At 71.2% G+C, this 24671-nt stretch carries 22 protein-coding genes and 1 pseudogene; 1 reads left to right on the forward strand and 22 read right to left on the reverse strand.

From position 1 onward, the window contains the following. Window positions 1–307: 307 nt before the first annotated feature. The 19 genes and pseudogenes from ACFWPT_RS15965 to proS form a co-directional block, all read right to left on the reverse strand. Entirely contained in the window at window positions 308–718 is a 411-nt protein-coding gene (locus ACFWPT_RS15965; protein ID WP_380482267.1) for a hypothetical protein, read from the reverse strand. Beyond that, window positions 715–2790, reverse strand: a complete 2076-nt coding sequence (locus ACFWPT_RS15970; RefSeq protein WP_380482269.1) for an integrase — start codon at window positions 2788–2790, stop codon at window positions 715–717. The genes ACFWPT_RS15965 and ACFWPT_RS15970 overlap by 4 nt, the downstream gene beginning before the upstream one ends. After that, window positions 2787–4715 carry a hypothetical protein gene (locus ACFWPT_RS15975; protein WP_380482271.1) on the reverse strand — a complete coding sequence of 643 codons (1929 nt, stop codon included), beginning with the start codon at window positions 4713–4715 and terminating at the stop codon, window positions 2787–2789. Before ACFWPT_RS15975 ends, ACFWPT_RS15970 begins: the two co-directional genes overlap by 4 nt. Continuing rightward, window positions 4699–6174 carry a site-specific integrase gene (locus tag ACFWPT_RS15980; RefSeq protein ID WP_380482273.1) on the reverse strand — a complete coding sequence of 492 codons (1476 nt, stop codon included), beginning with the start codon at window positions 6172–6174 and terminating at the stop codon, window positions 4699–4701. Before ACFWPT_RS15980 ends, ACFWPT_RS15975 begins: the two co-directional genes overlap by 17 nt. Before the next feature lie 62 nt (window positions 6175–6236). Further along, window positions 6237–7169 (reverse strand): annotated as a pseudogene (locus ACFWPT_RS15985) (magnesium chelatase domain-containing protein); the annotation flags it as partial. 1 nt (window position 7170) lies between these two features. Further along, window positions 7171–7653, reverse strand: a complete 483-nt coding sequence (locus ACFWPT_RS15990) for a YraN family protein (protein ID WP_363375975.1) — start codon at window positions 7651–7653, stop codon at window positions 7171–7173. A gap of 252 nt (window positions 7654–7905) precedes the next feature. Next, window positions 7906–8232 (reverse strand): DUF2469 domain-containing protein, encoded by a 327-nt coding sequence (locus tag ACFWPT_RS15995; RefSeq protein ID WP_030056781.1) that lies wholly within the window; start codon window positions 8230–8232, stop codon window positions 7906–7908. A gap of 55 nt (window positions 8233–8287) precedes the next feature. Beyond that, window positions 8288–8761, reverse strand: coding sequence for an NUDIX hydrolase (locus ACFWPT_RS16000; protein ID WP_380482275.1), 474 nt, complete (start codon window positions 8759–8761; stop codon window positions 8288–8290). Between the two features lie 112 nt (window positions 8762–8873). Further along, window positions 8874–9629 (reverse strand): signal peptidase I, encoded by a 756-nt coding sequence (gene lepB / locus ACFWPT_RS16005; protein ID WP_380482277.1) that lies wholly within the window; start codon window positions 9627–9629, stop codon window positions 8874–8876. Between the two features lie 145 nt (window positions 9630–9774). After that, the gene (gene lepB, locus ACFWPT_RS16010; RefSeq protein ID WP_208869071.1) at window positions 9775–10791 is read right to left on the reverse strand and encodes a signal peptidase I; all 1017 of its coding nucleotides are present in this window, start codon (window positions 10789–10791) and stop codon (window positions 9775–9777) included. 240 nt (window positions 10792–11031) lie between these two features. Next, on the reverse strand, window positions 11032–11952 hold the full coding sequence (gene lepB / locus ACFWPT_RS16015) for a signal peptidase I (RefSeq protein ID WP_380482280.1): 921 nt from the start codon (window positions 11950–11952) through the stop codon (window positions 11032–11034). Between the two features lie 118 nt (window positions 11953–12070). After that, window positions 12071–12724: a signal peptidase I gene (gene lepB / locus ACFWPT_RS16020; protein ID WP_380377527.1), complete on the reverse strand. Its 654-nt coding sequence runs from the start codon at window positions 12722–12724 to the stop codon at window positions 12071–12073. A 368-nt stretch (window positions 12725–13092) separates the two neighbouring features. After that, window positions 13093–13443 (reverse strand): 50S ribosomal protein L19, encoded by a 351-nt coding sequence (gene rplS, locus ACFWPT_RS16025; protein WP_063347674.1) that lies wholly within the window; start codon window positions 13441–13443, stop codon window positions 13093–13095. Window positions 13444–13597: 154 nt separating this feature from the next. Beyond that, window positions 13598–14416 (reverse strand): tRNA (guanosine(37)-N1)-methyltransferase TrmD, encoded by an 819-nt coding sequence (trmD, locus tag ACFWPT_RS16030; protein ID WP_063351119.1) that lies wholly within the window; start codon window positions 14414–14416, stop codon window positions 13598–13600. 35 nt (window positions 14417–14451) lie between these two features. After that, complete coding sequence (gene rimM / locus ACFWPT_RS16035) at window positions 14452–15093, reverse strand: ribosome maturation factor RimM (RefSeq protein WP_380482282.1); 642 nt, start codon at window positions 15091–15093, stop codon at window positions 14452–14454. A 130-nt stretch (window positions 15094–15223) separates the two neighbouring features. Next, window positions 15224–15463, reverse strand: coding sequence for an RNA-binding protein (locus ACFWPT_RS16040; protein WP_063347675.1), 240 nt, complete (start codon window positions 15461–15463; stop codon window positions 15224–15226). Window positions 15464–15465: 2 nt separating this feature from the next. Beyond that, entirely contained in the window at window positions 15466–15894 is a 429-nt protein-coding gene (gene rpsP, locus ACFWPT_RS16045) for a 30S ribosomal protein S16 (protein ID WP_063347676.1), read from the reverse strand. A 639-nt stretch (window positions 15895–16533) separates the two neighbouring features. After that, the gene (locus tag ACFWPT_RS16050) at window positions 16534–17112 is read right to left on the reverse strand and encodes a hypothetical protein (RefSeq protein ID WP_063347677.1); all 579 of its coding nucleotides are present in this window, start codon (window positions 17110–17112) and stop codon (window positions 16534–16536) included. 398 nt (window positions 17113–17510) lie between these two features. Further along, window positions 17511–18923, reverse strand: coding sequence for a proline--tRNA ligase (gene proS, locus ACFWPT_RS16055; RefSeq protein ID WP_380482284.1), 1413 nt, complete (start codon window positions 18921–18923; stop codon window positions 17511–17513). Window positions 18924–19197: 274 nt separating this feature from the next. On the opposite strand from proS, the gene ACFWPT_RS16060 reads away from it, so the two are divergent. Continuing rightward, window positions 19198–20022, forward strand: a complete 825-nt coding sequence (locus ACFWPT_RS16060; protein WP_380482286.1) for a class I SAM-dependent methyltransferase — start codon at window positions 19198–19200, stop codon at window positions 20020–20022. A 182-nt stretch (window positions 20023–20204) separates the two neighbouring features. On the opposite strand, the gene ftsH is transcribed toward ACFWPT_RS16060, so the two are convergent. From ftsH to ffh, 3 genes are all read right to left on the reverse strand, one after another. Further along, a complete protein-coding gene (ftsH, locus tag ACFWPT_RS16065; protein WP_380376643.1) occupies window positions 20205–22148 on the reverse strand; it encodes an ATP-dependent zinc metalloprotease FtsH in 1944 nt (647 codons plus the stop codon). Window positions 22149–22318: 170 nt separating this feature from the next. Continuing rightward, window positions 22319–22861, reverse strand: a complete 543-nt coding sequence (locus ACFWPT_RS16070) for a GNAT family protein (RefSeq protein ID WP_363375916.1) — start codon at window positions 22859–22861, stop codon at window positions 22319–22321. 59 nt (window positions 22862–22920) lie between these two features. Then, window positions 22921–24486, reverse strand: a complete 1566-nt coding sequence (gene ffh / locus ACFWPT_RS16075) for a signal recognition particle protein (RefSeq protein ID WP_380376652.1) — start codon at window positions 24484–24486, stop codon at window positions 22921–22923. Window positions 24487–24671 lie beyond the last annotated feature (185 nt).

Raw genomic sequence — 24671 nt, forward strand, 5'->3', positions numbered from 1 at the left:
CAGGGTGCCGTTCTCCCGGAGGGAGTGGCGGCGCTGCGTCGACCCATATAGAGCCTACGACCCTTCCTCCATGCACTACCACCTCGGCCAGGTCCGCTACGAGCTGGGCGACCTGACCGGGGCCATCGACTCGTTCGAGGAATCCGACCGGCTCCGCGAGCCGGGCTTCCGGCGCACACGGGTGCGCTACAACGCGATGCTCGCGGAGAAACAGCTGAAGGCCGGCCGCCTGGAGGAGGCATGCGCTTATCGAGGGGAGTGCGGCAGCTCCTCCCTACCCACCGCTGGCACCGCATCCACCTCGACCTTATCCGCGGTTGCGGTCGATCGGCGTGACCGTCCCGGCCCGGGACGCGATGTGGTCGCGCAGGGCCTTGTTCTCGTGGTGCAGGGCCCCGATGACGGTGGCTGCGGCGTCCAGTCGGCGCTGCAGCTCGGTGATCTTCTGGGTCTTCTTGCGCAGGTCGTCCTGCAGTTGGCCGATCTCGGTGTCGCGCCGGGCCTCGCCGACGGTGCGGCGGCCCTGCTGGGCGGTGTAGGCGTTCCACTCGTCCATGACCGCGGTCGCCCGGTTCATGGTCGCGCGGCTCACCCCGGCCTCGCGGTAGAGGTTCTCCTTGGTCATCTTCCCGTCGGTCACCCGGGGGCGTCCCTCGACCAGGCGGGCCATGGCCTCGCGCAGGGCCTTCTCGGTGGCCGCCGTCACCGGGGCGGTCACCGGTCCGCCTTCGCGATGACCTCGTTGATGTCATCCAGCTGCAGTTGCAGGGACGCCCTCCGGTCGGGGTGGATCTTGGGTGAGGCCATCTGCCGTTCCACACTGCCCTTTTCCGTCGACCAGATGCCGATGTGGTGGACGGTGACGACCGCGTTGCCGCACCGGCCGGGCCGGCACATGTCGTGCAGCGGCCCCGTGTGGCCGATGGGGATCTCGGCGTTCTCCCGGCAGACCGCGCCGACCGGGTCGCGGTCGTCGACGGTGCAGTGGTTGAGCTTGCCGAAGCGGAGCGGGATCCGGGTCTTGCGCAGGAGGTCGTGCTCGACGCGGATGTCGCCCTGGCGGGCCCGGCCGGTGGACCGCATCTGCTCGGCGGCCTCCTCGACGGCGCGGAAGGCCGCTGTGACTCGCTCTGCACCGGGGCCGAAGCCGATGGGCCGCCCCTGCTTGTACTCGTCGTAGAAGGCACTCAGGCGCTCGAAGTGGATGTCCTCCAGGGTCGTGTCCAAGAGCTTGGCCCAGTCGGCGTCCGGGGCGGCGTATCCCAAGGTGACGCGGTTGGAGAGCGTCCGCTTGGCCGCGTGGTGCAGTTGGGTGCCCAGCGCGATCTCCCAGCCCGGTTCGGTGCGGGTGAGCATCGACATGGTCTTGCGGAGCTTGTGCGGGGCGACGGCACCGGCCGGGATGTGCAGCCCGCTGAGGGCCGTGCCCTTGTTGACGTGCGTCCTGAAGTCGTAGATCCCCGCGCCGCTGCGGAAGGAGTCGCCTTCCTCTGTGGACAGCACCCCGCGGCCCACCCGGGTGGTGAAGATCAGCTCAGGGTGCAGGGACAGCAGCTCGGCCACGCGAATCGCCTCGGCCACCGGTTCGATGATCCACCAGCGCTCCTTGGTGACGTCCGGGTTGAGCTTGTGCAGACGGGAGACGACCGCCGGCGTCCCGTAGTACTCGACCAGCGAATTGCGCGTGATGGCCCTGATCTCCGAGTCCCGCATCATGCTGAGCGCGGCGATGAAGATGAAGCACGCAGACCGTAGCGCCCTCACCTCCAGGCCCAGGGACGTGGCGTCGAAGCCCTCCACCCACGGTCCTCGGCTGCCGTCGGCCCGGGTGACCTCGCACAAGGTGTCCTGGAGCCCGCCGACCAGGCCCCGCCCCTCGGCCACGGCCCGGTCGATCTCCTTCTGGTACGGGATGAGTGCGGAGGGTGCCGTCGTACCGAGGACCAGGGCGAGCTGGGACCTGTTGGCCCGGCCGCTGTGCCGGGGGCCGGCGGTCACGTGCAGGGGTATGCGGTTGTCCGGGTCGGCCAGGTAGCGCCGCACTCGCCCTGCCATGCTGCGGCTGTCGCTGCTGGCCGCCTCGGTCAGGCGCCGGTAGTTCTCACGGGCGGCCAGGATGTCGGGCGCGAAGTCGTGGATGTAGCTCCAGGCGGCACGGACCAGCGTGAACCAGACCGTCGGGTGGACGTTCTTCGTCTTGATGCCGCCTGGGGTAAACGCGGCGACCTCGGCCGCGGTCTGCCCGGGCCACGGGTCGCGGGCAAGCCCCCCTCCGGTCAACAGGCCGTGGAGGATAACCAGCCGTCGGATCCGGTAGACGTCGTGCACCAGACTGCTCGCGCCGACCGTCGCCTTGCGGAACGAGAGGAAGGCGCGCAGGTTGCCGGGCTCCCAGTCGGCGAGGTCGCTGGATATCCCCTGCTCGTGCGCCCACGTCGCCAGCCCCCGCATCGTGCCGGTACTGGTGTCGACGCCCCGGGGGTCGTAGGGCCTGCGGGCCAGGCCGATGCCGCGTTCCTGCAGCGCGGGATGCTGCGGGTTGAGCATGGCCATCGCCACCTCCCGCCCCCTCAGATTCCAGACCCCGTCCACGTCGGGCATCGTGATGCCCCAGGCGTACGCCCCGACGTTCTTGGGCCTGGGGGTGGCGACCATCGTCCAGCGCGCAACGTCACCGAACACGGGCACCGGCACTCCGGCGATCAGCGGATGGGACTGCAGGACCGGCTCGTCGGCGGCGAAGGCCGAGCTGGCCAGGGGCGCCGGAAACTGCGGAAGGGGTGTGCTCATCGGTCGAACTCCGTAAAGGCGGCCAGCGGGATCTGCAGGGTCGTGCCGTCCTCGGCGATCTGCCGGCGGGCTGCCTCGACCTCGGCGGGCGTGCGCTCGGCCAGGACCGCAGCCAGGTTGGTGTGGCGCTGGCCCCAGTTCAGGGCGAAGTGCTCCGGGGTGAGCCGGTTGCGCACTCCGTCCAGGAAGTCGCTGAACAGCAGCAGCTGAGGGAGGTTGGAGGGCAGGATGAAGGCGTTTCCGCACTCCAGGCAACTGAGCGGGGCGACCGGGCACAGGTCGCCCTCCTTCTTCGCGTACGGGGACCGGCGTGGGTCGCGGCACCCGGTCAGACCCATGTCCAGGTAGCCGTCGCGCAACTGGACGGCCTGTTCCTCGGTCAGGTCCAACGCCTCCCGGCTCTGCGGGGTGGCGAGCGCGTCCAGGGACTGCGCGTCGAGCACGACGGGCCCTTTCAGGGCGCGGTCCAGCCATTTGCTCTGCGCGCGGCTGATCACCTGCCCCGACATGGTCCGCAGGGTCGTCCCGTGGGCGTAGTGGCCCAGGAACGTGCTCACGCTGTGGTCGTCGGCGGCTTCGGCGACCGAGCCCCGGCGCGCGATGACCTTCTGCACCTTGGTGCTCTTACGGATGCGTCGGATGTCGCGAGGCTGGGAGATGTCCAGCCCGTGCCGCACGGTCCAGTCCGCGAAGTTCACCTTCGCGGAGTCGGAGTCGTAGCTGACCACGCGGATGCCGAAATCGGTGAACACCGCGGCGCGCAGGAACAGCCGGTCACTGTCGTCCCCCGCGGCCACCACCCGCGCCTTCTGCGTGGCCGCGATCAGCCTCCGGATGATGTAGGCCACGTTGAGAGAGCGCCCCTCTGGATGGATCTCGTCCGCAGCCGCCGAGAACTCGCGGAACCGCACTGCCTTGCCACGCGGCTTGGACAGCCGCAGCCGCACCCCGTGGGGCGTGAACTCGATCCCGGAAAGGCACAGCATGCTGATCTCCTCGGGGGCATGACCGGTGGCGCAGGCCAGCAGCACCCGGAATGCCTGCAAGTCGAACGTGGAGGGGTACAGCAGCGTGGCCAGGGCCTTGGCCATGGTCAGCCGGGCAGGGCTGCGGGCGTGGTGCGGAAATCCGGTCACCGCGAGCACCTCGGCGTACAGGGCACGCTGTTCCTCGGACCAGCGGTAGTGGGCGCTGGGGAACTGGTCCCGGAACTGCGGCAGAGTGATCTCACCGCGGTCCAGGGCCCACAGGACATTGCCCAGGTCGAGCCAGCCGTGCACGTCGGGATGTCCCCGAGCCTGGTCGATCAGGGCCTGCGCGTGCGCCAAACGCTTCTCCAGGGCGTGCAGATGTCCCCACGCCGCCCGCGCCAGCACCCGCGTCTCCGCCCGCTTGAACTCGTCCAGTTCGGACGACTTCCCCAACGGGACGGTGTGGCCGGAGCTGACCTGCACCAGCAGGGTCGGCTGAACCGAGGCGCCTTCGCGCCCGCTGCGGCCACGAATCAACCGGTACAGCAAGTACATGGTGTGGGCCGGCTGCTGGGACCCGACCGCGTACTGAGACGGCAAGCGCCTGCCGAAGTCGCGCAGGAGAGCGGCGAGGTCCGGCTCCGCCGCACCCAGCGACGCGTCCTGCGGTCGCACGGTGTTCTCGGCCACGAACTCCGCGAACAGCGACACGGCCCTGGTGTAGTTGTTCACGTTGCCGATGGTCCAGCGGTGCAGTTCGGCCTGAAGCACCAGCTCGTCGGTCAGCTCGGCCACCATCTTGGAGCACTGGAAGTCACCAGGGTTGAACCTCTTCACGGCCATCCGGGTCGCGCCCTGGACCCGGGCCGTGATGGCCCTGGGCCCGATGCGGTCCAGTCGCGGAGCCGGGGCCGGAACGGCCACAGCAGGGGTGTAGTCACCGCGCAGAGGCATCGGAGACCTCCGGCCCCAGGGCCATGGCCCTGGCGGCGATATCGGCGTAGGTGGCCCCGTCGTGCTGGGTCCACTGCCGGAAGGCGTCGTCTACGTACTTCATCGGATCATCCATGTAGCGCACGTAGTGATAGGTACTGGAAAGTTGCTTATGCCCGAGCCGTGCCTGGACCAGGGTGATCGCGGCGAGGTCGAGGATGTCGATCGGTGAGACCGCAGCACCCTCCCCGAGAGCGCGCCGTTGCTCGAACTGGCGGAACTTCAAGTGCCGCAGCAGTTGGAGGGCGAAAGTGTGGCGAGCGTCGTGGAAGCGCCACATCTTGCGCGGCAGCTGCGGCGCGGACGGGTGGCCGGCGTGCGCGATCATGCGGGTCCACGCGTCCTTGCGGATCGCGTCCCAGGACGAGGGGCCGATCATCAGCCCGCCGTGCCCGATGAAGATCGCCATCGCCTCCAAGCCGCCGCCGTCACGCTCGAAGACCGCGACACGGCGCATCTCCGGCCCCATCGCCGACATCGTGAACACGCGCCGCCGCCCCTGGTAGGTGCCGGTCAGCTTGCTGGTCGAACGGTCGAAATCGGTGACCACGAACAGGTCCCGGGCCCTGCGGGCCAGGGACCGGGCCGACGCGTCCGCGATCTCCTCGCGCTCCAGCATGAAGAAGATCTCCACCATCGCCCCAGCCGCGACCGGGACGTAGACCACCCGGTGCATCCCGTACTTCGCGCACGCCTGCAGATCGAATTCGACGGACCCCACCGGACGGTAACCGTCGAAGAACCCGAGCTCGGGCAGCATGGTGGTGGACCACTCCTGCTTGCGCATACCGGTCAGCAAGGCCGATTCGAGACCCGCCTTGCTGCGGTGCGGGTACCACCCCCGGAACAGCGGGTCCATGCTCGCGTCCGGCAGCTGGCCGCCCAGCCCCACGTCCCGGAAGTACAGGTACTGGTCAGGGCCGAAGTGCCGGATGTCCATCCCTCGGGTGATCCCCGAGGCCAGCGGGTTGCGGCCGTTGCCGTCCAGACGAATGGGCCGACGCTCGATGTGGCCGTTGTCGCGCAGCCACCCGTACAACCGGTCGATCACACCGGCGTCCCGATCCCAGGTCCTGTCCTCGACCGGTACCTCCTGCAGCTCACTGCGCGAGCGCCGGAACGCAGTCAGGTCGGCCTCGGTTGCCCGTCGGACGTCGGTCCCGCGATCTTCGAGAAAGTGGACGAGACTGCGAACCAGGTAGGCGTACTGCCGCATGGTCTTGGCGTCGCGGTTTCTCATCGACAGCTGCCGGAACCAGCCCGACAGGTACTCGATCGGAACCATCTGGGCATCGAGGAACAACGGCGTACCGTCCTTGACCACGCCTTCGTCGAGCATGGCGCGGACCTCGACTGCACTGGGGCCGACACCGGGGTGCCATCGGTCGAGCAGACCCGGCTTGATGTAGTGCAGTTCCATTCAGTCCCCCTGAGACAGTTCATCCCATAAGGAATAGCACCCCAGTTCGACACAGCCCCTCTCGCCAGCCGCCCACCCTGAGACAGTCCTGAACCATGCGCAGAAGTCGTGGAGTGGTGCGGGGCGCAGTACGGCGCCGTGTCGATGAGCGGGCGCCCGACCGGGAGCAGCCCGGCCACCGAGTGCACGGCGGTGACCTCCAGAGCCTCCTTCTGGGTCAGTGGCGGGAGCAGCGAGGGCAGCCGCTCCGCCAGCATCGTCTTGCCCGCGCCCGGTGGGCCCTTGAGGTACAGGTGGTGACCGCCGGCAGCGGCGATCTCCAGGGCGCGCCGGGCCTCGTACTGTCCGGCCACATCAGCCAGATCGAGGCGCGCCGCCTTGTCGTCGACCAGCCCTCGGACGCCGGCGCTGGGCAGCATCAGGCCGGCCATCAGCGGATCCGGCCGGCCGCCGATCGGGTCGGGCGGCTCCTCCGGCGCGGGCGCGCCGGTCAGGACGGCGACCAGCTGCCGCAGGCTACGGACGCCGATCACGGTCACGCCCGGGACGAGCGAGGCCTCGGGCGCGGTCTGCTCCGCGACCACGACCCGCTGGTATCCCGCGTCGGCCGCGGCCAGCACCGACGGCAGCACCCCGCGGACCGGCCGCACCCGGCCGTCCAGCCCCAGTTCGCCGATGATCAGCAGCTCGGCGATGGAGGAGGGGTCGAGCCGTTCGGCCGCGGCCAGGACGGCGCAGGCCACCGCGAGGTCGAAGCCACTGCCGCTCTTGGGCACCGAGGCCGGGCTGAGCCCGACGGTCAGCTTGCGCTGCGGCCAGGCCTCACCGCTGTTGACCACGGCCGCGCGCACCCGGTCGCGGGCCTCGGACAGCGCCTTGTCGGGCAGGCCGACCAGGGCGAACGCGGCCACCCCGGGCTCCAGATCGGCCTGGACCTCGACGATCACTCCGTCGACGCCGACCAGCGCGACGGAACAGGTACGGGCGAAGGCCATCTCAGACCACCCCCCGCAGGTGGTCGACCAGGGCCGCACCCCGGGCCCGGTTGACCACGGCCACCAGGTCGATCCGCACGCCCCCGGGCGGAGCGGGCGGCCAGTGCGGGTCCGTGGGCCCGGGGTCGTACCCGGGACCGGCCAGCCGTGCGAAGTGGCCGGGCCAGCGCTCGGCCATCCAGCGCTCCGCCAGGCGTTGCAACCGGGCGGCCTTGGCCTGGCCGATGGCCTCGCTGGGTTGTTGGAAGCCCCGCTCGGAGCGGGTCTTCACCTCGCAGACCGCCACGGTGTCGCCGTCGAGGGCGACGATGTCCAGCTCACCCTCGACACAGCGCCAGTTCCGGTCCAGGATGCGGAGCCCGGCCTCCGTGAGACGGCGGGCGGCGACCCGCTCGCCGTAGCGGCCGAGCCCGTTGTTGGTACTGCGACCGCCGGTACTGCGACCCGGGCCCGGCCCGGTGCCGTCCTTCGTGCCGTCCCGCACGGCTCCGGCCGCTGTGGCCGCTGAGGCCTGGTCCAGTACGGCCGCACCCGGTACGGCCTGGTCCTGCGTGATCGTGTTCTGCACGGTGACCACCTCCGCCGTGGAGGTTGCACCGTCGCGCACGGCGAGGCCGGGAATTTCCGTTTCCCTGTGGATAACTCGGGCCTGTGGATAACTTTTGTCACCCGCAGGAGTGAGACGCCCCGATCGCGCGAAATTCCGCTGGACAACGCGGGTCCGAGCGGTCCAACGTCAGTTCCCGAAGCCGGACTCGTCCGAGGGCAGCTCCAGATCGCTCTTCGCGAGTTCCTCGATGTTCACGTCCTTGAAGGTCAGCACCCGGACCTTACGGACGAACCGGGCCGGCCGGTACATGTCCCAGACCCACGCATCCGCCATCGACACCTCGAAGAAGACCTCGCCCTGCACCGAGTGCACCTGCAACTCGTAGTCATTGGTGAGGTAGAACCGTCGCTCGGTCTCGATCACGTACTTGAACAGGCCGACGACGTCCCGGTACTCCCGGTAGAGCTTGAGCTCCATCTCGGTCTCGTACTTCTCGAGATCTTCGGCACTCATCCAGGCGTCCCCTCAACTTGTCACGTCCACCCATTGTGGACCACCGCACCCACGCTCAGAGCCGTACCGGGGCGACCGGCGGGCCCTCGGCCAGCAGTCGCTCCAAGAAGTCCGCCAATCCGACCGGGTAGACCGTCTCGGCGGTCCCCCTCAGCTCCTCGACCGTCCACCAGCGCGCCGCGAGCAGTTGGGCGTGTTCCTCCTCGCCCATCCCCGAGTGGTCGAGACCCGTCTCCGTGGTCCGGGCCAGATGGAACCACTGATCCTGCTCGTAACGCCGTCCCTGAAAGGAAAACGACACCGTGCCGTACGCCACCAAGGGCCCCAGGTCCACACCCCGCAGGCCGGTCTCCTCCGCGAGTTCCCGCGCGGCGGCCCCCCGCACGTCCTCCCCGGGCTCCAAGCCGCCGCCGGGCGTGAACCACCAAGCCTCCCCCGGCGTCGCCGGGTCGGAGCCCAGGAAGAGAAGGATGCGGTCCTGCCCGTCCAGCAGCAGGATCCGCGCCGCCCTGCGCCGTTGTGCCGTCATGGCAGCGCTCCACGCTCCTTCCGTTCGCGTCGGTGGCGCTACCGATCCTGCCACCCGGCGCCGCCGTCCGGGGCGATGTTCGGCAGAGCGGCCCGGGCCGCGACGACCGCGATCAGGAGCTGCGCCCCCGGCTGAGCCGGCGGGCCAGGCCCGCCACCCCGCCCACCGCCGAAGTCACGAGGATCAGCGCCGCGCCCGCAACGGTCGCGAAGGCCGCCGGTTGCAGCGGCCCGGGCGCACCGGCCTTCGGTCCGGGAAGCCCGTCGAAGGCCGCGGTCCGGCCGAGGTCGCCCGTCCTGCCGAACGGCATCAGGGTGGCCTCGACCCTGGCCTCCACCGCACCGGCCGGGACGGTCCCGCCGTCGACCTCCAGGTGGGCGCGGGAGTCGAGCGAGCCCAGCCGGTTGTCGCCGAGCAGGAACAGCCGCCCCGGCGGCACCGTGACGCTGAACGAAGAGCCTTGCGGGCCCTGCGCCGCGAGGTACGGCTCCTCCACCACTTGTCCGTCGACCGTCAGCCGGTGGTCGTTGCCGGTGGCCGCGACGGTGTCCCCGCCGACCGCGACCACGCGCTTGACCATGAGCTCGCCACCCCAGTCCTGGTCCCGGAAGACCACCACGTCCCCCCGGCCGACGGCCCCGCCGCCGATCTTCCGGGCGAGCACGGTGTCCCCGATCCGAAGCGTGGGGGACATCGAGGCGGTCGGGATGCTGTACGGCCGGTAGTCGATCGCGATCAAGGCGAAGCCGCCGATCATCAGCACCAGCCCGAGCGCGAGCGCGACGCCCTGCAGCACCGCCGCGGGCCGGCGGCCCGGACGGGCGGGCGAAGCCGGGTGGTCGGCCGTCTGCTCAACGACACCGCTCATCGAAACCGTCCACCTCTGGCCGACCGGAGAACACCACTGGCACGCCGGGGGCACCGGCAGAAAAGCCGACGGGCCGTGGCACGTCCGAGCAGATTACTCGTCGGTACCACGGCCCGCGCAAGGGCTGAGGAGAACCCGGTGGAGCTCAGGAGTCCTTCCGGCCGTCCCTCCGCTCCCGCACCCGACGCACCAGCGGGAGCAGCGCGACCGCGCCCACCGCGCCGGCCACGGGAGGCGCCAGAGGCGCGGCCGCCGCCAGGCCCTTCTGGTCGAAGGTGTTCGGCACCGAGAGCGTCGACCAGTGACCGACCGGCCAGGCCACGACGAAGGCCCGCCCGATCACGTTGCCCACCGGAACGGTGCCGCCACCCGGCTGGTCCATGTGGAAGCGGGAGTCCAGCGAGTCGGCACGGTGGTCGCCCATCACCCAGATCCGGCCGTTAGGCACCTTCACCGGGTCGAACGGGTGGTCACCGCAGGGGGTGTTGCCCTGGTAGACGTACGGCTCGTTGAGCGCGACGCCGTTGACCTTCACCGGCCCGGTGCCCTGGCACTCGACGGTGTCCCCGCCGACCGCGATGACCCGCTTGATCAGGTCCTTCTCGTTGGCCGACGGCATCAGACCGACGAAGCTGAGCACGTCCTGGACGCCCCGGACGAAGGAGTTGCTGCTCTGCGGGGTCGGCTCGTCGTTCAGCCAGCCGCCCGGGTCATGGAACACCACGACCTCACCACGCTCGGGCTCCGCGCCGAACCAGGGGGTCAGCTTGTCCACCAGGACACGGTCACCGACCTGCAACGTGTTCTGCATCGACTCCGACGGAATGGAGAAGGCCTGGACGAAGAAGGTCTTGATCACTAGCGCCAGGACCAGCGCGATGCCGACCAGGATCGGCAGTTCCTTCCAGAAGGAACGCTGCTTGCGCTGCTTGCCGGGGGCCTGCGACTCCGACTGGTCCGCCGACTCGGCGTCGGGCCGGTGGGACTCCGAAGAGCCCCCGGTGGGGCCCTCCGTCCCGTCGCCATGCTCGTCGGCGGTCTGGGCCGCCGCGTCCTCGACCGAGGCCGAGGACGCACCGGACTCAGCGGACCGGGCCGCTCGACCGCCAGAGCCTTCGGGCTCGCCGGCACCTGAGCGGGCGCCGATCACCACATCCCCCACAACGTCTCCTCCCTGCTGTGCGGACGCCCGAGCGCCCGCGCTCACAGTGCCGCACAGCGGGCACCACGCTCACCACGACCATGGACGCTTCGGGACTGCCCATCACGGGCTCCCCTGACACCAGCACAGCCTCGACGCACGACCGGGACCTCCCGGCCGCACCTGCACTTCTCTATCACTCCAAGGCATCCGGCTCGCGGTCCCACGCGCGCGGACCGGCCGCGAGACGCCCGGCCCGGCTCACTCGGGCGGCCGCCCTGACCGGCGAACGACGGCCGGAAAGATGCCCAACACACCCATAACGAGCGGAGGTTCCATCGGAACCGGCCCAACGCCCACGGATTCCGGCGCAGTTCCGCGCGCCTGCGGAGCCCGCGCCAACGAGGAGAGTGAACTCGGCACGTCAAGTTGATGGAGGCGGTCCAGCGGCCAGGCGTTCATGAAGGCCCGGCCGACCACACCGCTCAGCGGGATGGTCCCCTGCCCCGGGTTCCCCATGTGGAAGCGGGAGTCGGCGGACACGTCCCGGTGGTCGCCCATGACCCAGAGCCGACCCTGCGGCACCTGCACCTTGAAGGGCTGCCGGGACGGCGGGTTGGCGGGCGCGAGGTACGGCTCGTCCACCGGCGTGCCGTTGACGCTCAACCGACCCTGCGCGTCGCAGCACTCCACGGTGTCCCCGCCGACGCCGATGACCCGTTTGATCAAGTCCTGCTCGCTGTCCGACGGCAGCAGCCCGACGAAGGTGAGGACCTGCTTGGCCGCCCCCAGCACCGGACCGTCGTCGGACGGCTTGTGGTCGTTCTCCAGCCAGCCGCCCGGATCCTTGAACACCACCACGTCGCCGCGCTGCGGCTCGCTGCCGAACCAGGGGGTCAGCTTGTCCACCAGCACCCGGTCCCCCACCTGGATGGTCTGCTCCATCGAGCCGGAGGGGATCACGAACACCTGGAGCAGGAAGGTCTTCATCACCAGCGCGACCAGCAGCGCCACCACGATGATCAGCGGGAACTCCCGCAGCAGCGACCGCTTGCGCCGCCGGGCCGCGCGTCGGGCGCTGCGGCGGCGATCGGCCCGGCCCCGGACGGGCAGCACCGCGGCCGGGCCCGCACCCCCGGGGGAGGCGCCTCCTGGCCCGGCACCGTCAGATCCGGCACTCACGGATCCGGCACTCGCCGATCCGGCATCCGCGGATCCGGCACCTGCCGATCCGGCGCCGACCGGTCCGCCGGCGTCCGGCTCCGGGCCCGGGCGGTCCGCCAGCCGGTCCCTGCCTCTGCTACCCCTGCTCCCCATGACCGCCCGTTCCCGCAGTCGCGGCGAAGGCCGCGGGCCGGTCCAGGCCGGTCAAGCGCGAGAACGGGTAGACCACCCAGTCCGCCCGGCCGATCACCCTGCTCTCGGGCACGAAGCCGCCGCCGGGCTCGCCGAGGTGGTCGCGCGAGTCGCGGGAGGCGCTGCGGTGGTCCCCCATCACCCAGAGCTTGCCGGTCGGCACCACCACGTCGAAAGCCACACTCGACGGCTGGTCCCCCGGGGCCAGGTAGGAGGACTCGTCGATCGGCACCCCGTTGACGGTGATCGGCCCGCCCGGGCCGGTGCTGGTCACCCGGTCCCCGCCGACGCCGATCACCCGTTTGACGTAGACCGTGTTCCCGGCCGGGGCCAGCCCGAGGTCCCGGCCGAGCGAGCTCAGCCCGTCCCGGAAGCCGGTCGGCCCGCCCGACTCCGGCAGGAAGGAGCCCGTCCCGTCGAAGACCACGACGTCGCCCCGCTGGGGGTGGCCGCCGAAGGCGTAGGCGAGCTGGTTCGCGATCAGCCGGTCGCCCGGACGCAGGGTCTCCTCCATCGACCCGGACGGCACCGAGAACGGGCGCGCGACGAAGGCGTTCACCAGCAGCAGGGCCAGCAGGCAGATCCCCACCAGCAGCAACAGGTCCCGCGAGCGCGAGTGGCCCGGCTCCTCATCCCCCGGTGCGCTCTCATCCCCCCGTGCGTTCTCACTCTCTGGCGCGCTCTCGTCCTCTGGCGCGTTCTCGTCCTCGGACGCGACCTCGCCCTCCGGCGCACCCCCGGCGTCCGCCCGCGGATCCCCACCGGGGCCGGATCCCTCCCCGCCGGGCCCCGGGACGACCCCGGAAACGACCGCGGACCGCGACAGCGAGTCCGCACCGGTGGGTGCGGGACTGCCGTCGCGGTCCGCGGGTGGTTCGTGCGTGCTCATCGGGGGCTGAGCTTACCGTGCGGTGGCCCGGCCCCTCGGAGCGATCCGATCCCCCGGCGAGGCCGGGGGACGGTGGATCAGCGGTCGCGCTTCTCCTTGATCTTCGCGGCCTTGCCGCGGAGGTCACGCAGGTAGTACAGCTTGGCGCGGCGAACCGCACCGCGGGTCACGACCTCGATCTTCTCGACGACCGGGGTGTGCACCGGGAAGGTGCGCTCCACGCCGACGTTGAAGCTGACCTTGCGAACGGTGAAGGTCTCACCGACGCCGGCGCCGTGGCGGCGGATGACGACGCCCTGGAAGACCTGGACACGGGAGCGGTTGCCCTCGATGACCCGGACGTGGACCTTCAGGGTGTCACCGGCACGGAAGGCCGGAATGTCGCTACGCAGCGAGGCCGCGTCGACAGCAGCGAGCTTGTTGCTCATGTTGCTCTCCATCGCAGGCGCCACGGGCCGCCCACGGAAGTTCGTCACAATGGGGTTTGCTGCGGGCCGCATCGGCTGACGACGATCCCCCCGTGGCGAGGGCGCCGGTCCACGTGGCCCCTACGAAGGGGGCCCAGCGACAGACAACAGCGGCCTATTCTTCCACACCAACGGCCACGGACCGAAATCGGCCGAGCTCCTCGTCCCAGGCCAGGCCGAGGATGCTGAGCGCCTCCCGATCCTTCTTGTCGAAGGCGCCGTAGCGCCAGCGCTCGACCAGGTCGGTGCGGTTCGCCAGGGTCCGGGCGAAGGCCTGTTCCCGCCGCCAGCGGGCGATCCGGCCGTGGTTTCCGCTGAGCAGCACGTCCGGCACGGTCCGGCCGCGCCACTCGGCGGGCTTGGTGTAGACCGGGCCCTCCAGCAGGTCGGCCATCGCGCCGGGCGCGAAGGAGTCGTCCCGGTGGGACTCGGCGTTGCCGAGCACCCCGGGCAGCAGCCGGGCGATCGCCTCGACCATCACCAGCACGGCAACCTCGCCGCCGGCCAGCACGTAGTCGCCGATCGAGGCCTCGACCACCGGCATCCGGGTGGCCGCCTCCTCGATGACCCGCCGGTCGATGCCCTCGTACCGGGCGGGGGTGAACGCCAGCCAGGGGCGGCTCGCCAGCTCCTGGGCGAGTTCCTGCGTGAACGGCCGCCCGCTGGGGGTGGGCACGACGAGCGTCGGCAGCTGGCCCTCGGGCCCGCCGGCGACCACCGCGTCCAGCGCCTCGCCCCACGGCTCGGGCTTCATCACCATGCCGGGGCCGCCGCCGTACGGGCTGTCGTCCACCGTCCGGTGAACGTCGTGGGTCCACTCGCGCAGGTCGTGGACGTGCACGTCCAGCTGGCCGCGGGAGCGGGCCTTGCCGACCAGCGAGATGTTCAGCGGTTCCAGGTACTCGGGGAAGATCGAGACGACGTCGATCCGCATCCCGTTCTGGACCTGCGCGACGCCCTCCTCCACCGTCACTTCGACCCCTCCGCGCCCTTGGCACCGGCCGCGCCCTCGGCGCCGTCGACAACCTCGACACCCTCAGCGCTCTCGGTGTCCTCAGCCTCCTCGCCCTCGGCGGAAGCGCCACGGGCGACCTCGGCCTGTTCGGGTTCGATCAGGCCGACCGGCGGGGTGATCACGGCGCGCTGGTTCTCCAGGTCGATGGTCGGCACGATCTGGCGGACGAAGGGCACCAGCACCTCCGTCCCGTCGGCCTTCTCCACCGTGAGCAGGTCCTGGTACGGCAGGTGGACGACCTCGGTCAGCTCACCGACGAGGGTGCCGTCGAGCAGCACCACGTCCAGGCCGATCAGCTGGTGGTCGTAGTACTCCTCCGGGTCCTCGGGGCTCTCCTCCGGGTCGACCTCGGAGATGAGCAGCGTGCCCCGCAGCGCCTCCGCCGCGTTGCGGTCCTTGACGCCGGCGAAGCGCAGCAGCAACCGGCCGCTGTGCACCTTGCCGGACTCGATGGTCAGCGGTCCCACCGACGCGGGGTCGGTGAACAGGACGGCACCGGGGCCGAGCCGGAGCTCCGGCTCGTCGGTGCGGACCTCGACGCTGACGTCCCCCCTGATGCCGTGGGCGCGGCCGATCTTGCCGACGACGAGCTGCACGGTGATCGTTCTCCTGGAGTTCCTAGAGCGGGACGGAATGCGGAAAGCGCGAGAAACGCGAAAAGGCCGACCGGGACGACATGCGTCCCGGTCGGCCTCACAAGCCCTGACGGCTGAACGAGCAGCTGTGTCAGCGAATGTTGTCCACGTCGACCAGGTCGACCCGGACGTTGTGACCGCCGAGGGCGCCGACGACGGTGCGCAGTGCGCGCGCCGTACGGCCACCCCGGCCGATCACCTTGCCGAGGTCATCGGGGTGCACTCGCACCTCGATGGTGTTGCCCCGACGCAGGTTGCGCGAGCGCACCTGCACGTCGTCGGGGTGCTCGACGATGCCCTTCACCAAGTGGTCGAGGGCGTCCTCGATCACGCTCAGGCCTCGGCGGCGGCGTCGGCCTCAGCCTCGACCTTGTCCGACTTCTTGGCCTTCGGGGTGATGGCAACACCGGTGGTGGCGTCCTCGAAGCCGGCGACGGCCTTCGCGAACAGGTGCGAGAAGTCCTCGACCTTGGGCTCGGCGACCAGCAGCGGCGCCGGGGCCGGGAGGCCCTTGAACTTCTGCCAGTCGCCGGTCAGCTTGAGGATGGCGAGCACCGGCTCGGTCGGCTGGGCGCCGACGGACAGCCAGTACTGGGCGCGGTCGGTGTCGACCTCGATCTTCGAGGGGTTGTAGGTCGGCTGGTAGATGCCGATCTCCTCGATCGCGCGGCCGTCACGCTTGGTGCGCGAGTCGGCGACGACGATGCGGTAGTGCGGGGAGCGAATCTTGCCGAGACGCTTGAGCTTGATCTTGACTGCCACGGGAGTGGATTCTCCTGGTGTTGACGTGGGTGAGCGGCCGCGCCGTCGCGTGGGGTTGCGCCGTGGGCCGTTCAAGGGACACGCCAGCCGTAGGAGAGAGGGGTCCTGCTCGGCTGCCGAGTACTCAGCTGTCCATTCTGCCATACCGGCGCGAACCGCCTTCGCTCGGCCATCCGCGGGACGCATCCCGGCCGCTTCTCAGCCGTACCCCGGCGCCGCGCGCCCGGCTGTCCGCGGGCCGCGCGAGACCCTCCGGAGGCCGCCCCCCGACTGCCTCCGCAGGCCCGTTCACAAGGCGCGACCGGGAGCCCTCGCTCCCGGTCCGCCCACGAACTCACCGATGTACCGCTCGTTCCGGCCGGATCCGCTGCCCGCACAGCCGTCCGCCGGCCTTCCCCGTCTTCTGGTGTTCCGGCCTGACCGATCTCCCGGTCCAACCGATCTCCCGGCCTGACCGATCTCCGGGCCCAACCGATCTCCCGGTCCAACGGTCTTCCGGTTCAGCGATCTCCCGGTCCAGCAGTCCTCCGCCGCACCGGTCGCCCGGCAGGACGGTCTTCCGCCACCCCGGTCATCCGACGCGCCGGTCGTCCGATCCGACGACCGCCCGGCCCTCCGGTGTCCCGGTGGACCGATCGGTCACGAGATCTTGAACGGCTGCTGGCACGCGCCGCAGACGATGGACGCCTGGGCGAGCACCGACGGCACGACCCGGACGTTCCGTCCGCAGCCGCACACCGCCTTGACCCGGACGCCACCCCCGGAGGAACCGTGCCGGGCGGCCGGGCCGCGGAAGGCCCGCGTCGTACCGTCGCCGGCCACCGCCTCCTGGTGCGCGCCGAGGGCGCGGTCCAGTCGCTCGATGGTCTCCGCGTAGCGCTCCTGGGTCTCCTTGAGCATGGTCACCTGGGAGAAGCCGCTGCTCGCGTGCGGTTCGACCGGGTGCGCCAGGCCGAGCTCGGAGGCGAGCAGCAGGAAGCGCCGGTTGTGGTAGCGGCCGGCTCGCGAGGTGTCCCGGATGTCCCGGGCCGCGGCCAGACCGTGGGCAGCCTCGTGGAGGAGCCGCTCGAAACCGAGCCGGGTGCCACAGGCCGAGGAGGATTCGCCGATCAGGGCCTCGGGCGAGGCCAGGTCGGGGAGGTCCTGGTGGTGGGCCTGGATGTCACTCCAGGCGGCGGCCAGTTCGGCCGCGAGGACGAGGGGCTGTGTCGTGCTCACGCTAGACCAACGATGGAGTGCGAGCCGATGTTCCGCATGTTCTCGTTCTTCGGGAATTCCCAGGGAACTCCCAGGAATGCATGGTCGCGCGCGAATTGCGCGTTCCGGATCTGATGCAAGACCGACCCCCTGCCGGTTTCGGCCCGCCGCAGCTCGGCGGGCCTCGTGAATTCCGCCCGGGGGCGGGCTGTCGCCCCCTGGACGTACGGCCCGTGGGCCCGTCGAGTTGACAGGGCCACGGGCCGTACACCGTACCGCTATTGCGTTAATACCGGCAGTTGACCGGCCAGTAGGGATGTCCGCGGTCGGGACGCCTCTCGGACAGTTACCGGATTCTTACTCATCCGCATTCCGGGCAAATGTCGCCGCCAACGGTCATTACCTGCTGGTAACAGGCATCAGTACGCGCGGGCGACGATCGCGATATTGCCGTCCTGGTCGTCCGCCAGCGGCACCGAGCCGTCGGCCGCGACAATGCAGCGCACCGAAACGCCCTGCTCGGCGAGCTTGGCCTCGCCCTCCGGACCGAGGTCGGCCCAGGAGATCCGGCCCCAGCCGGTCGCGGCGGCCTCGGCGGCCTCCTCGATGGTCCTGACGTCGACGGTACGGGCCTCGCGGCGCTCGCGGGACTGGCGCAGCAGCAGCGCCTGGTCCTCCTCCAGGATGCCCGGGACCAGCGCGGCCAGGGAGTCGATGGAGACGGGCTCCTTGCCGCCGGGGATCCGGCGGGCCAGCATCGCGGTGCCGTTCTCGAGGTCGCGCGGGCCGACCTCGATGCGCAGCGGCACGCCCTTGAGCTCCCAGTCCACCGCGCGGCGGCCGAACGGGGTGTCGGTGCGGTCGTCGACGACCACCCGGACACCGGCGGCCTCCAGCGTGGCGCCGATCTCGCGCACCTTGGCGATGACCGCGTCGTCGCCCTTGATGGCGAGCACGACGGCCTGGACGGCGGCCAGTCGCGGGGGCACCCGCAGGCCGTTGTCGTCGCCGTGGGACATGATCAGGCCGCCGACCATGCGGGTCGAGACGCCCCAGGAGGTCTGCCAGACGTACTCGCGCTCGGCGCCCTGGAGCTGGTAGGTCGTGTTGAACGCCTTGGCGAAGTTCTGGCCCAGCTCGTGGCTGGTGCCCATCTGCAGCGCCTTGCCGTCGCCCATCATGCCCTCCAGGGTGAGGGTGTTGATGGCGCCGGCGAACCGCTCCTTGGCGGTCTTGCGGCCGAGCACGACGTCGATGCCGAGCACGTTCGTCATGAAGTCGCCGTAGACCTGGGTGTGGATCATCGACGCGTACGCGCGGGCGTCCTCGTAGGTGGCGTGGGCGGTGTGGCCCTCCTGCCAGAGGAACTCGGTGGTGCGCAGGAAGACGCGCGGGCGCAGCTCCCAACGGACCACGTTGGCCCACTGGTTGATCAGCAGGGGCAGGTCGCGGTGGCTCTGCACCCACTTCGAGAAGTACTCGTTGATGATCGTCTCGGAGGTGGGCCGGACGACGACCGGCTCGTCGAGCTGCTTGCCGCCGCCGTGGGTGACCACCGCGAGCTCGGGGGCGAAGCCCTCGACGTGCTCGGCCTCCCTGGTCAGGTAGGACTGCGGGATGAACATCGGGAAGTAGGCGTTCTGCGCGCCGGCCTTCTTGATCCGCGCGTCCATCTCCTGCTGCATCCGCTCCCACAGGCCGTAGCCGTACGGTCGGATGACCATGGTGCCGCGCACCGGACCGTTGTCGGCCAGCTCGGCCTTGTTGATGAGGTCCTGGTACCAGCGCGGGAAGTCTTCCGCCTGAGGGGTGAGAACGGGTGCCTTAGCCATGGCCCGAATGGTACGGGGCGCGGCCCCCTGACTTCGAATCGATAACACGCCGGCGGCCGCCGGACGGACGACCACCGCACCCGCCGGACGGACGACCGCGCACCCGCCGGCAGCAGACGGCGGCACCCGCCGACCGCAGGGGGCGCACGACCGCGACACGCGCGCACCACCCTGCACCCCTCTGGACGCCGGGCCCGACCCGCTGTTCGCTGGAGTGGGGCGGGACTTTGGGGGAGCCGTAGCAGCACACCGAAGGACCGGATGGGAGGCCGCGATGGCTTCAGCTCGGACGACCGGCACGACCGCACGACCGACAGGCGCACGACCGCACCACCCGCAGCCCGGGGCGGCGCGGCCCGCGCGGGCGCGCGACTGGGCGGAGATCCAGGAGCGCATGCTGGTGCCGCTCTACGAGGCGGTCCACGACCGGCTGGAGGTCGGCCCGGCGACCAGCGTGCTGGGCCTGGGCTGCCGGTCCGGGCTGGCGCTGCTGCTCGCCGCCGGGCGCGGTGCCCAGGTCACCGGCCAGGAGCCGCGGGACGAGCTGCGCGAGCTGGCCCGCGGCCGCCGGCTGCGGGTGTGCGCGGGGGCCCGGCCGACCGCGGCCGTCCCCCGCTCGGCCCATTCGCTGGTGACGGTCTTCGAGCAGTTGCCCGGTTGCGCCGAGCCGGGTCCGGTGGTCGTCGAGGCCGCCCGGCTGACCCTCCCGGGCGGGCACGTGGTGCTGGCCGCCTGGGGCCCTCCGGAGCGCTGCCAGAGCGCCCCGGTGCTGGACGTGGCGCGGCGGCGGGCGGGCCGGACCACCGCGCGCGACCCGTTCGAGCTGAGCACGCCCGGCACGCTGGAGGACCTGCTCGCCCCGGCCGGCCTGCGCCCGGCCGGCAGCGGGCGGGTGAGCTGCCCGTTCGCCTACGCGGACCTGGACAGCGCGGTGCGCGGCCTGCTCTCCACCGGCCTGTTCGAGGCGGCCGAGGAGTTCTCCGGCGCGTCGCTGGTCGCCAAGGAGCTGGAGGAGGCGCTGCAGCCGTACCTGCGCGCGGACGGCTCGGTCCGGATGGAGAACGTCTTCCGCTACCTGGTCGCCGAACGGCCCCGGTAGCGGCGGCCGACCGGCCCCGACGGCGCGGGGAACGAGGCCCACGGCGACGCCCGGACGAGCCCCCGGCGGCACCGGGAACGAGACCCCCCGGCAGCAATCGGACGGCCCCGGGCGACAACAGATCCGACAGCGACGAAACCGGGGGCGCCCGCCCGCACGGCAAGCGCCCCCAGCCCGCCGGTTCACGCCTGGTCGAGCGACTTCCCGTCGGAGCCGGAGCCCTTCCGCGGCACCCCGGCCGCCCGGTACGCCTGCTCCTCGTCCAGCGTCTCCGCCTCCAGCAGCGCCGCCGCCAGCGCGTCCAGCCGGGCCCGCTCCTCGGTCAGCAGCCGTACCGCGTGCTCGTAGCACTCGGCGACGATCCGCCGGGCCTCCTCGTCCACCGCGTCGAGGGTGGTCGGCGCGGCGGAGAGCCCGTAGGCGCCCTGCGGGTCGGCGGGCACCGCGGTCAACCGGCCGACCCGCTCGCTCATCCCCCACCGGCCGGCCATCCCGCGGGCGATGTTGGTGACCTGCTCCAGGTCGCTCTCCGCTCCGGTGGTGATCACCCCGTAGACCACCTGCTCGGCCGCCATCCCGCCGAGCGCGCCGATGATCCGGCCGCGCAGGTAGGGCTCGGTGTACGAGTAGCGGTCGTTCTCCGGGGTGGACAGGGTGACGCCGAGCGCCCGGCCGCGCGGCACGATGGTGATCTTGCGGACGGGGTCGGCGCCGGGCTGCAGCATGCCCAGCAGCGCGTGCCCGCTCTCGTGGTAGGCCGTGCGCTCGCGCTCCTCCTGCGGCATCACCAGCGGCCGGACGGCGCCGAGCTGGACCTTCTCCAGGGCGTCCGAGAGGTCCCGCTCGTTCACCGCGTCCTGCTTGCGCTTGACGGCCAGCAGGGCGGCCTCGTTGACCAGGTTGGCGAGTTCGGCGCCGGTCATCCCGGGGGTGACCTTGGCCAGCCGGGTGAGGTCGGCGTCGCCGGCCAGCGGGACGGTCCGGGTGTGGATGCGCAGGATGGCGGCGCGGCCGTCCCGGTCCGGCGGGCTGACGGTGATCCGCCGGTCGAACCGGCCGGGGCGCAGCAGCGCCGGGTCGAGCACGTCCGCGCGGTTGGTCGCGGCGATCACGATGACGCCCTCGGAGCCGGTGAAGCCGTCCATCTCGGTGAGGATCTGGTTGAGCGTCTGCTCGCGCTCGTCGTGCCCGCCCATGCCGCCGCCCGCGCCGCGCTGGCGGCCGATGGTGTCGATCTCGTCGATGAAGATGATCGCCGGGGCGACCTTGCGGGCCTCGGCGAACAGTTCACGGACCCGGCTGGCGCCGACGCCGACGATCATCTCGATGAACTCGGAGGCGGAGGCGGAGAAGAACGGCACGTCCGCCTCGCCGGCGACGGCCCGGGCGAGCAGGGTCTTGCCCGTCCCGGGCGGGCCGCTCAGCAGCACGCCGCGCGGCATCTTGGCGCCGAGCCTGCGGTACTGCTGCGGGTTCTTCAGGAAGTCGACCACCTCGGTGAGTTCGGCCTCGACCTCGTCGATGCCGGCCACGTCGGCGAAGGTGGTGCGCTTGCCCTGGTCGGCGGTGACCGGCTTGGGCGGGGCCTTGCGGCCGAGCGCGCCGGCGCCCAGCCCGCCGGCCATCCGGCGGGCGAGCAGCACCCAGATCAGGATCAGCAGCACCATGGGGGCCAGCGAGATCAGCAGGTTGGCGAGGAAGCTGCGCTGCTGGACCACCGGGGAGGTGGCGGTGACCTCGACGCCCTGCTGCTGCAGCGTGGTCCACAGGTTGTCGTTGGCGAAGGACGGCCGCTGGGTGGCGAAGTCGGTGTAGTCGCCCTTGCCGCCGTCCGGCTTGGGCTGGGCGCTCTTGAGGGTGCCCTCGATCGCGTCGCCCTTGGAGTAGATCTTGGTGATGTTGCCCTTGTTCAGCTGGTTGTTGAACTCGGTGTAGGAGATCGTGGTGGCACCGGCGTTGCCGAAGAAGGACAGCAGCAGGTCGGAGATCAGGAACACCACGAGCGCGGTGAGGGCGAGTCCCATCCAGCCGCCGGGCATCCGGCGGCGGGGCGGCGGCGGGGGCGGGGCGCCCTCGGACCGCCAGGGCTGGTCGGGGGTCTGGCGCGGCGGCACGGGTTCGGTCACCCATCGGACGATACGGACGCGGGCTCGGGCGAGCCACCCGAAACGCCGCGCCGAGCACGCCCCTGACCAGCCGCGACGGGGCCCCGCCAGTGCCTGATCCCCGCCGCCCCGTCAGTGCCTGCGCCCGGACCCCCACCCGTGACTCAGGGGCCTCGGCGCCCCGCCCGTGGCTACGCCTCGGCGCCCGGCCACTCCTCGGCGGTCAGCGCGAACCGCTCGTGGTCCCGCCAGTCGCCCTGGAGGAACAGCATCCGGGGGGTGAAGCCCTCGTGCCGGAAGCCCAGCCGCTTGGCCATCGCGACCGACCGCTCGTTGTCCGGCTGCACGTTGATCTCCAGCCGGTGCAGGCCCAGCCCGCCGGCCGACTGCGGGGCGAAGCAGCGGTCCAGGACCAGCCGCAGCCCCTCCGTCATCCGCCCGGTGCCGGCGAACGGCAGGTACGCGTCGTAGCCCAGCGCGCCGTTGCAGAACCGGCCCATCACGATGTTGGCGACGTTCACCTTGCCGACCAGCCCGCCGGTGTCCCGGTCGACGATCAGGAAGGTGCGCAGGCCCGGCCCCTGGCGGTCCAGCAGTTCGGCCAGGCCGTCCGGCTCGACCGGGTTCCACCGCCCGATGTGGTCGGCGGACCGTCGGACCGCCTCGGCGTACACGTCCTTGTCCTCGGCCCGCGGGGCCCTGATCGTCACTCGCACACCACCATCATCGGGCATGCGAGCGGCCCGCCGCCCGGAAGATCCCGGACGGCGGGCCGCTCGAACGACGGACCGGTCTACAGCAGGTCCTTGAACTCCTTGGGCAGCTCGAAGTCGGCCGGGCCCTTGCCCGCGCCGAGGCCGAACGCGCCGCCGCCGGCCGGGTCCTGGTCGCCGCCCGGGCCGAGCGCGCGGCGCTGGGCGGCCGCGGCCTCCTCCTGCGCCCGCTTGAGCGGGTTGCCGCTCTTGCGCTTGCCCTTGGCCTGCGGGGCCTTCTTGCCGGACTTCTTGGCGCCGCCGCCCATGCCCGGGATCCCCGGCATGCCGGGCACGCCCTTGCCGGAGGCCATCGCGGACATCATCTTGCGGGCGTCGAAGAACCGCTCGACCAGGTTCTTCACCTCGCCGACCTGGACACCCGAGCCCTTGGCGATGCGGGCCCGGCGGGAGCCGTTGATCAGCTCCGGCTCGGCGCGCTCGGCCGGGGTCATCGACTTGATGATCGCGCCGACCCGGTTGACGTCCTTGTCGTCGATGTTGTTGATCTGGTCGCGGATCTGGCCCATCCCGGGCAGCATCCCCAGCAGCTTGGAGATCGAGCCCATCTTCTGGACCTGCTCCAGCTGCGACAGGAAGTCGTCCAGGGTGAACGCCTTCGGACCGCCGCGCAGCTTGGCGGCGATCTTCTCGGCCTCCTCCTGCGAGAAGGTCTGCTCGGCCTTCTCGATCAGCGAGAGGACGTCACCCATGCCGAGGATGCGCGAGGCCATCCGGTCGGGGTGGAAGGCGTCGAAGTCGTCGACCTTCTCGCCGTTGGAGGCGAACATGATCTGCCGGCCGGTGACGTGCGCGACCGACAGGGCGGCACCGCCGCGGGCGTCGCCGTCGAGCTTGGAGAGCACGACACCGGTGAAGTCGACGCCGTCGAGGAAGGCCTGCGCGGTGGTGACCGCGTCCTGGCCGATCATCGCGTCGACGACGAACAGGACCTCGTCCGGGTTGACCGCGGCGCGGATGTCCGCGGCCTGCTGCATCAGCTCGGCGTCGATGCCCAGGCGTCCGGCGGTGTCGACGACGACGACGTCGTACTGCTTCTGCTTGGCGTACTCGATCGAGTCCTTGGCCACCTGCACCGGGTCGCCGACGCCGTTGCCCGGCTGCGGGCCGTAGAAGGCCACACCGGCGCGCTCGGCGACCACCTGGAGCTGGTTGACGGCGTTGGGCCGCTGGAGGTCGCAGGCGACCAGCAGCGGGGTGTGCTTCTGGCTCTTCAGCCAGTGGCCGAGCTTGCCCGCGAGGGTGGTCTTACCGGCACCCTGCAGACCGGCGAGCATGATCACCGTCGGGCCGCTCTTGGCGAACCGGACCCGGCGGGTCTCGCCACCGAGGATCGCGATGAGCTCCTCGTTGACGATCTTGATGATCTGCTGCGCGGGGTTGAGCGCGCCCGAGACCTCGGCGCCGGCCGCCCGCTCCTTGACCTGCTTGATGAAGGCCCGCACGACCGGCAGCGCGACGTCCGCCTCCAGCAGCGCGATGCGGATCTCGCGGGCGGTGGCGTCGATGTCCGCCTCGCTCAGGCGGCCCTTGCCCCGGAGGTTCTTGAACGTCGCTGCGAGGCGATCGGAAAGAGTGTCGAACACGTCGTCGCGGGTCCTCTGCGGCATCGGTATCGGTACGGTCGTCGCCCACCAGGGTATCCGGCCGCCCCGGGTATGGTCTCCACCCGGGTTGCCACGGCCTCGGAACGGGCCTCGGAACGGACCTCGGCAGGCGTCGGCGGACCCCGGCGGACCGACCCCCGGCGAGCCCCGAACGGCCCCGGCGC

Origin of the sequence: Kitasatospora sp. NPDC058478 (genome assembly GCF_042720345.1) — a bacterium.
Classification (GTDB): Bacteria; Actinomycetota; Actinomycetes; order Streptomycetales; family Streptomycetaceae; genus Kitasatospora.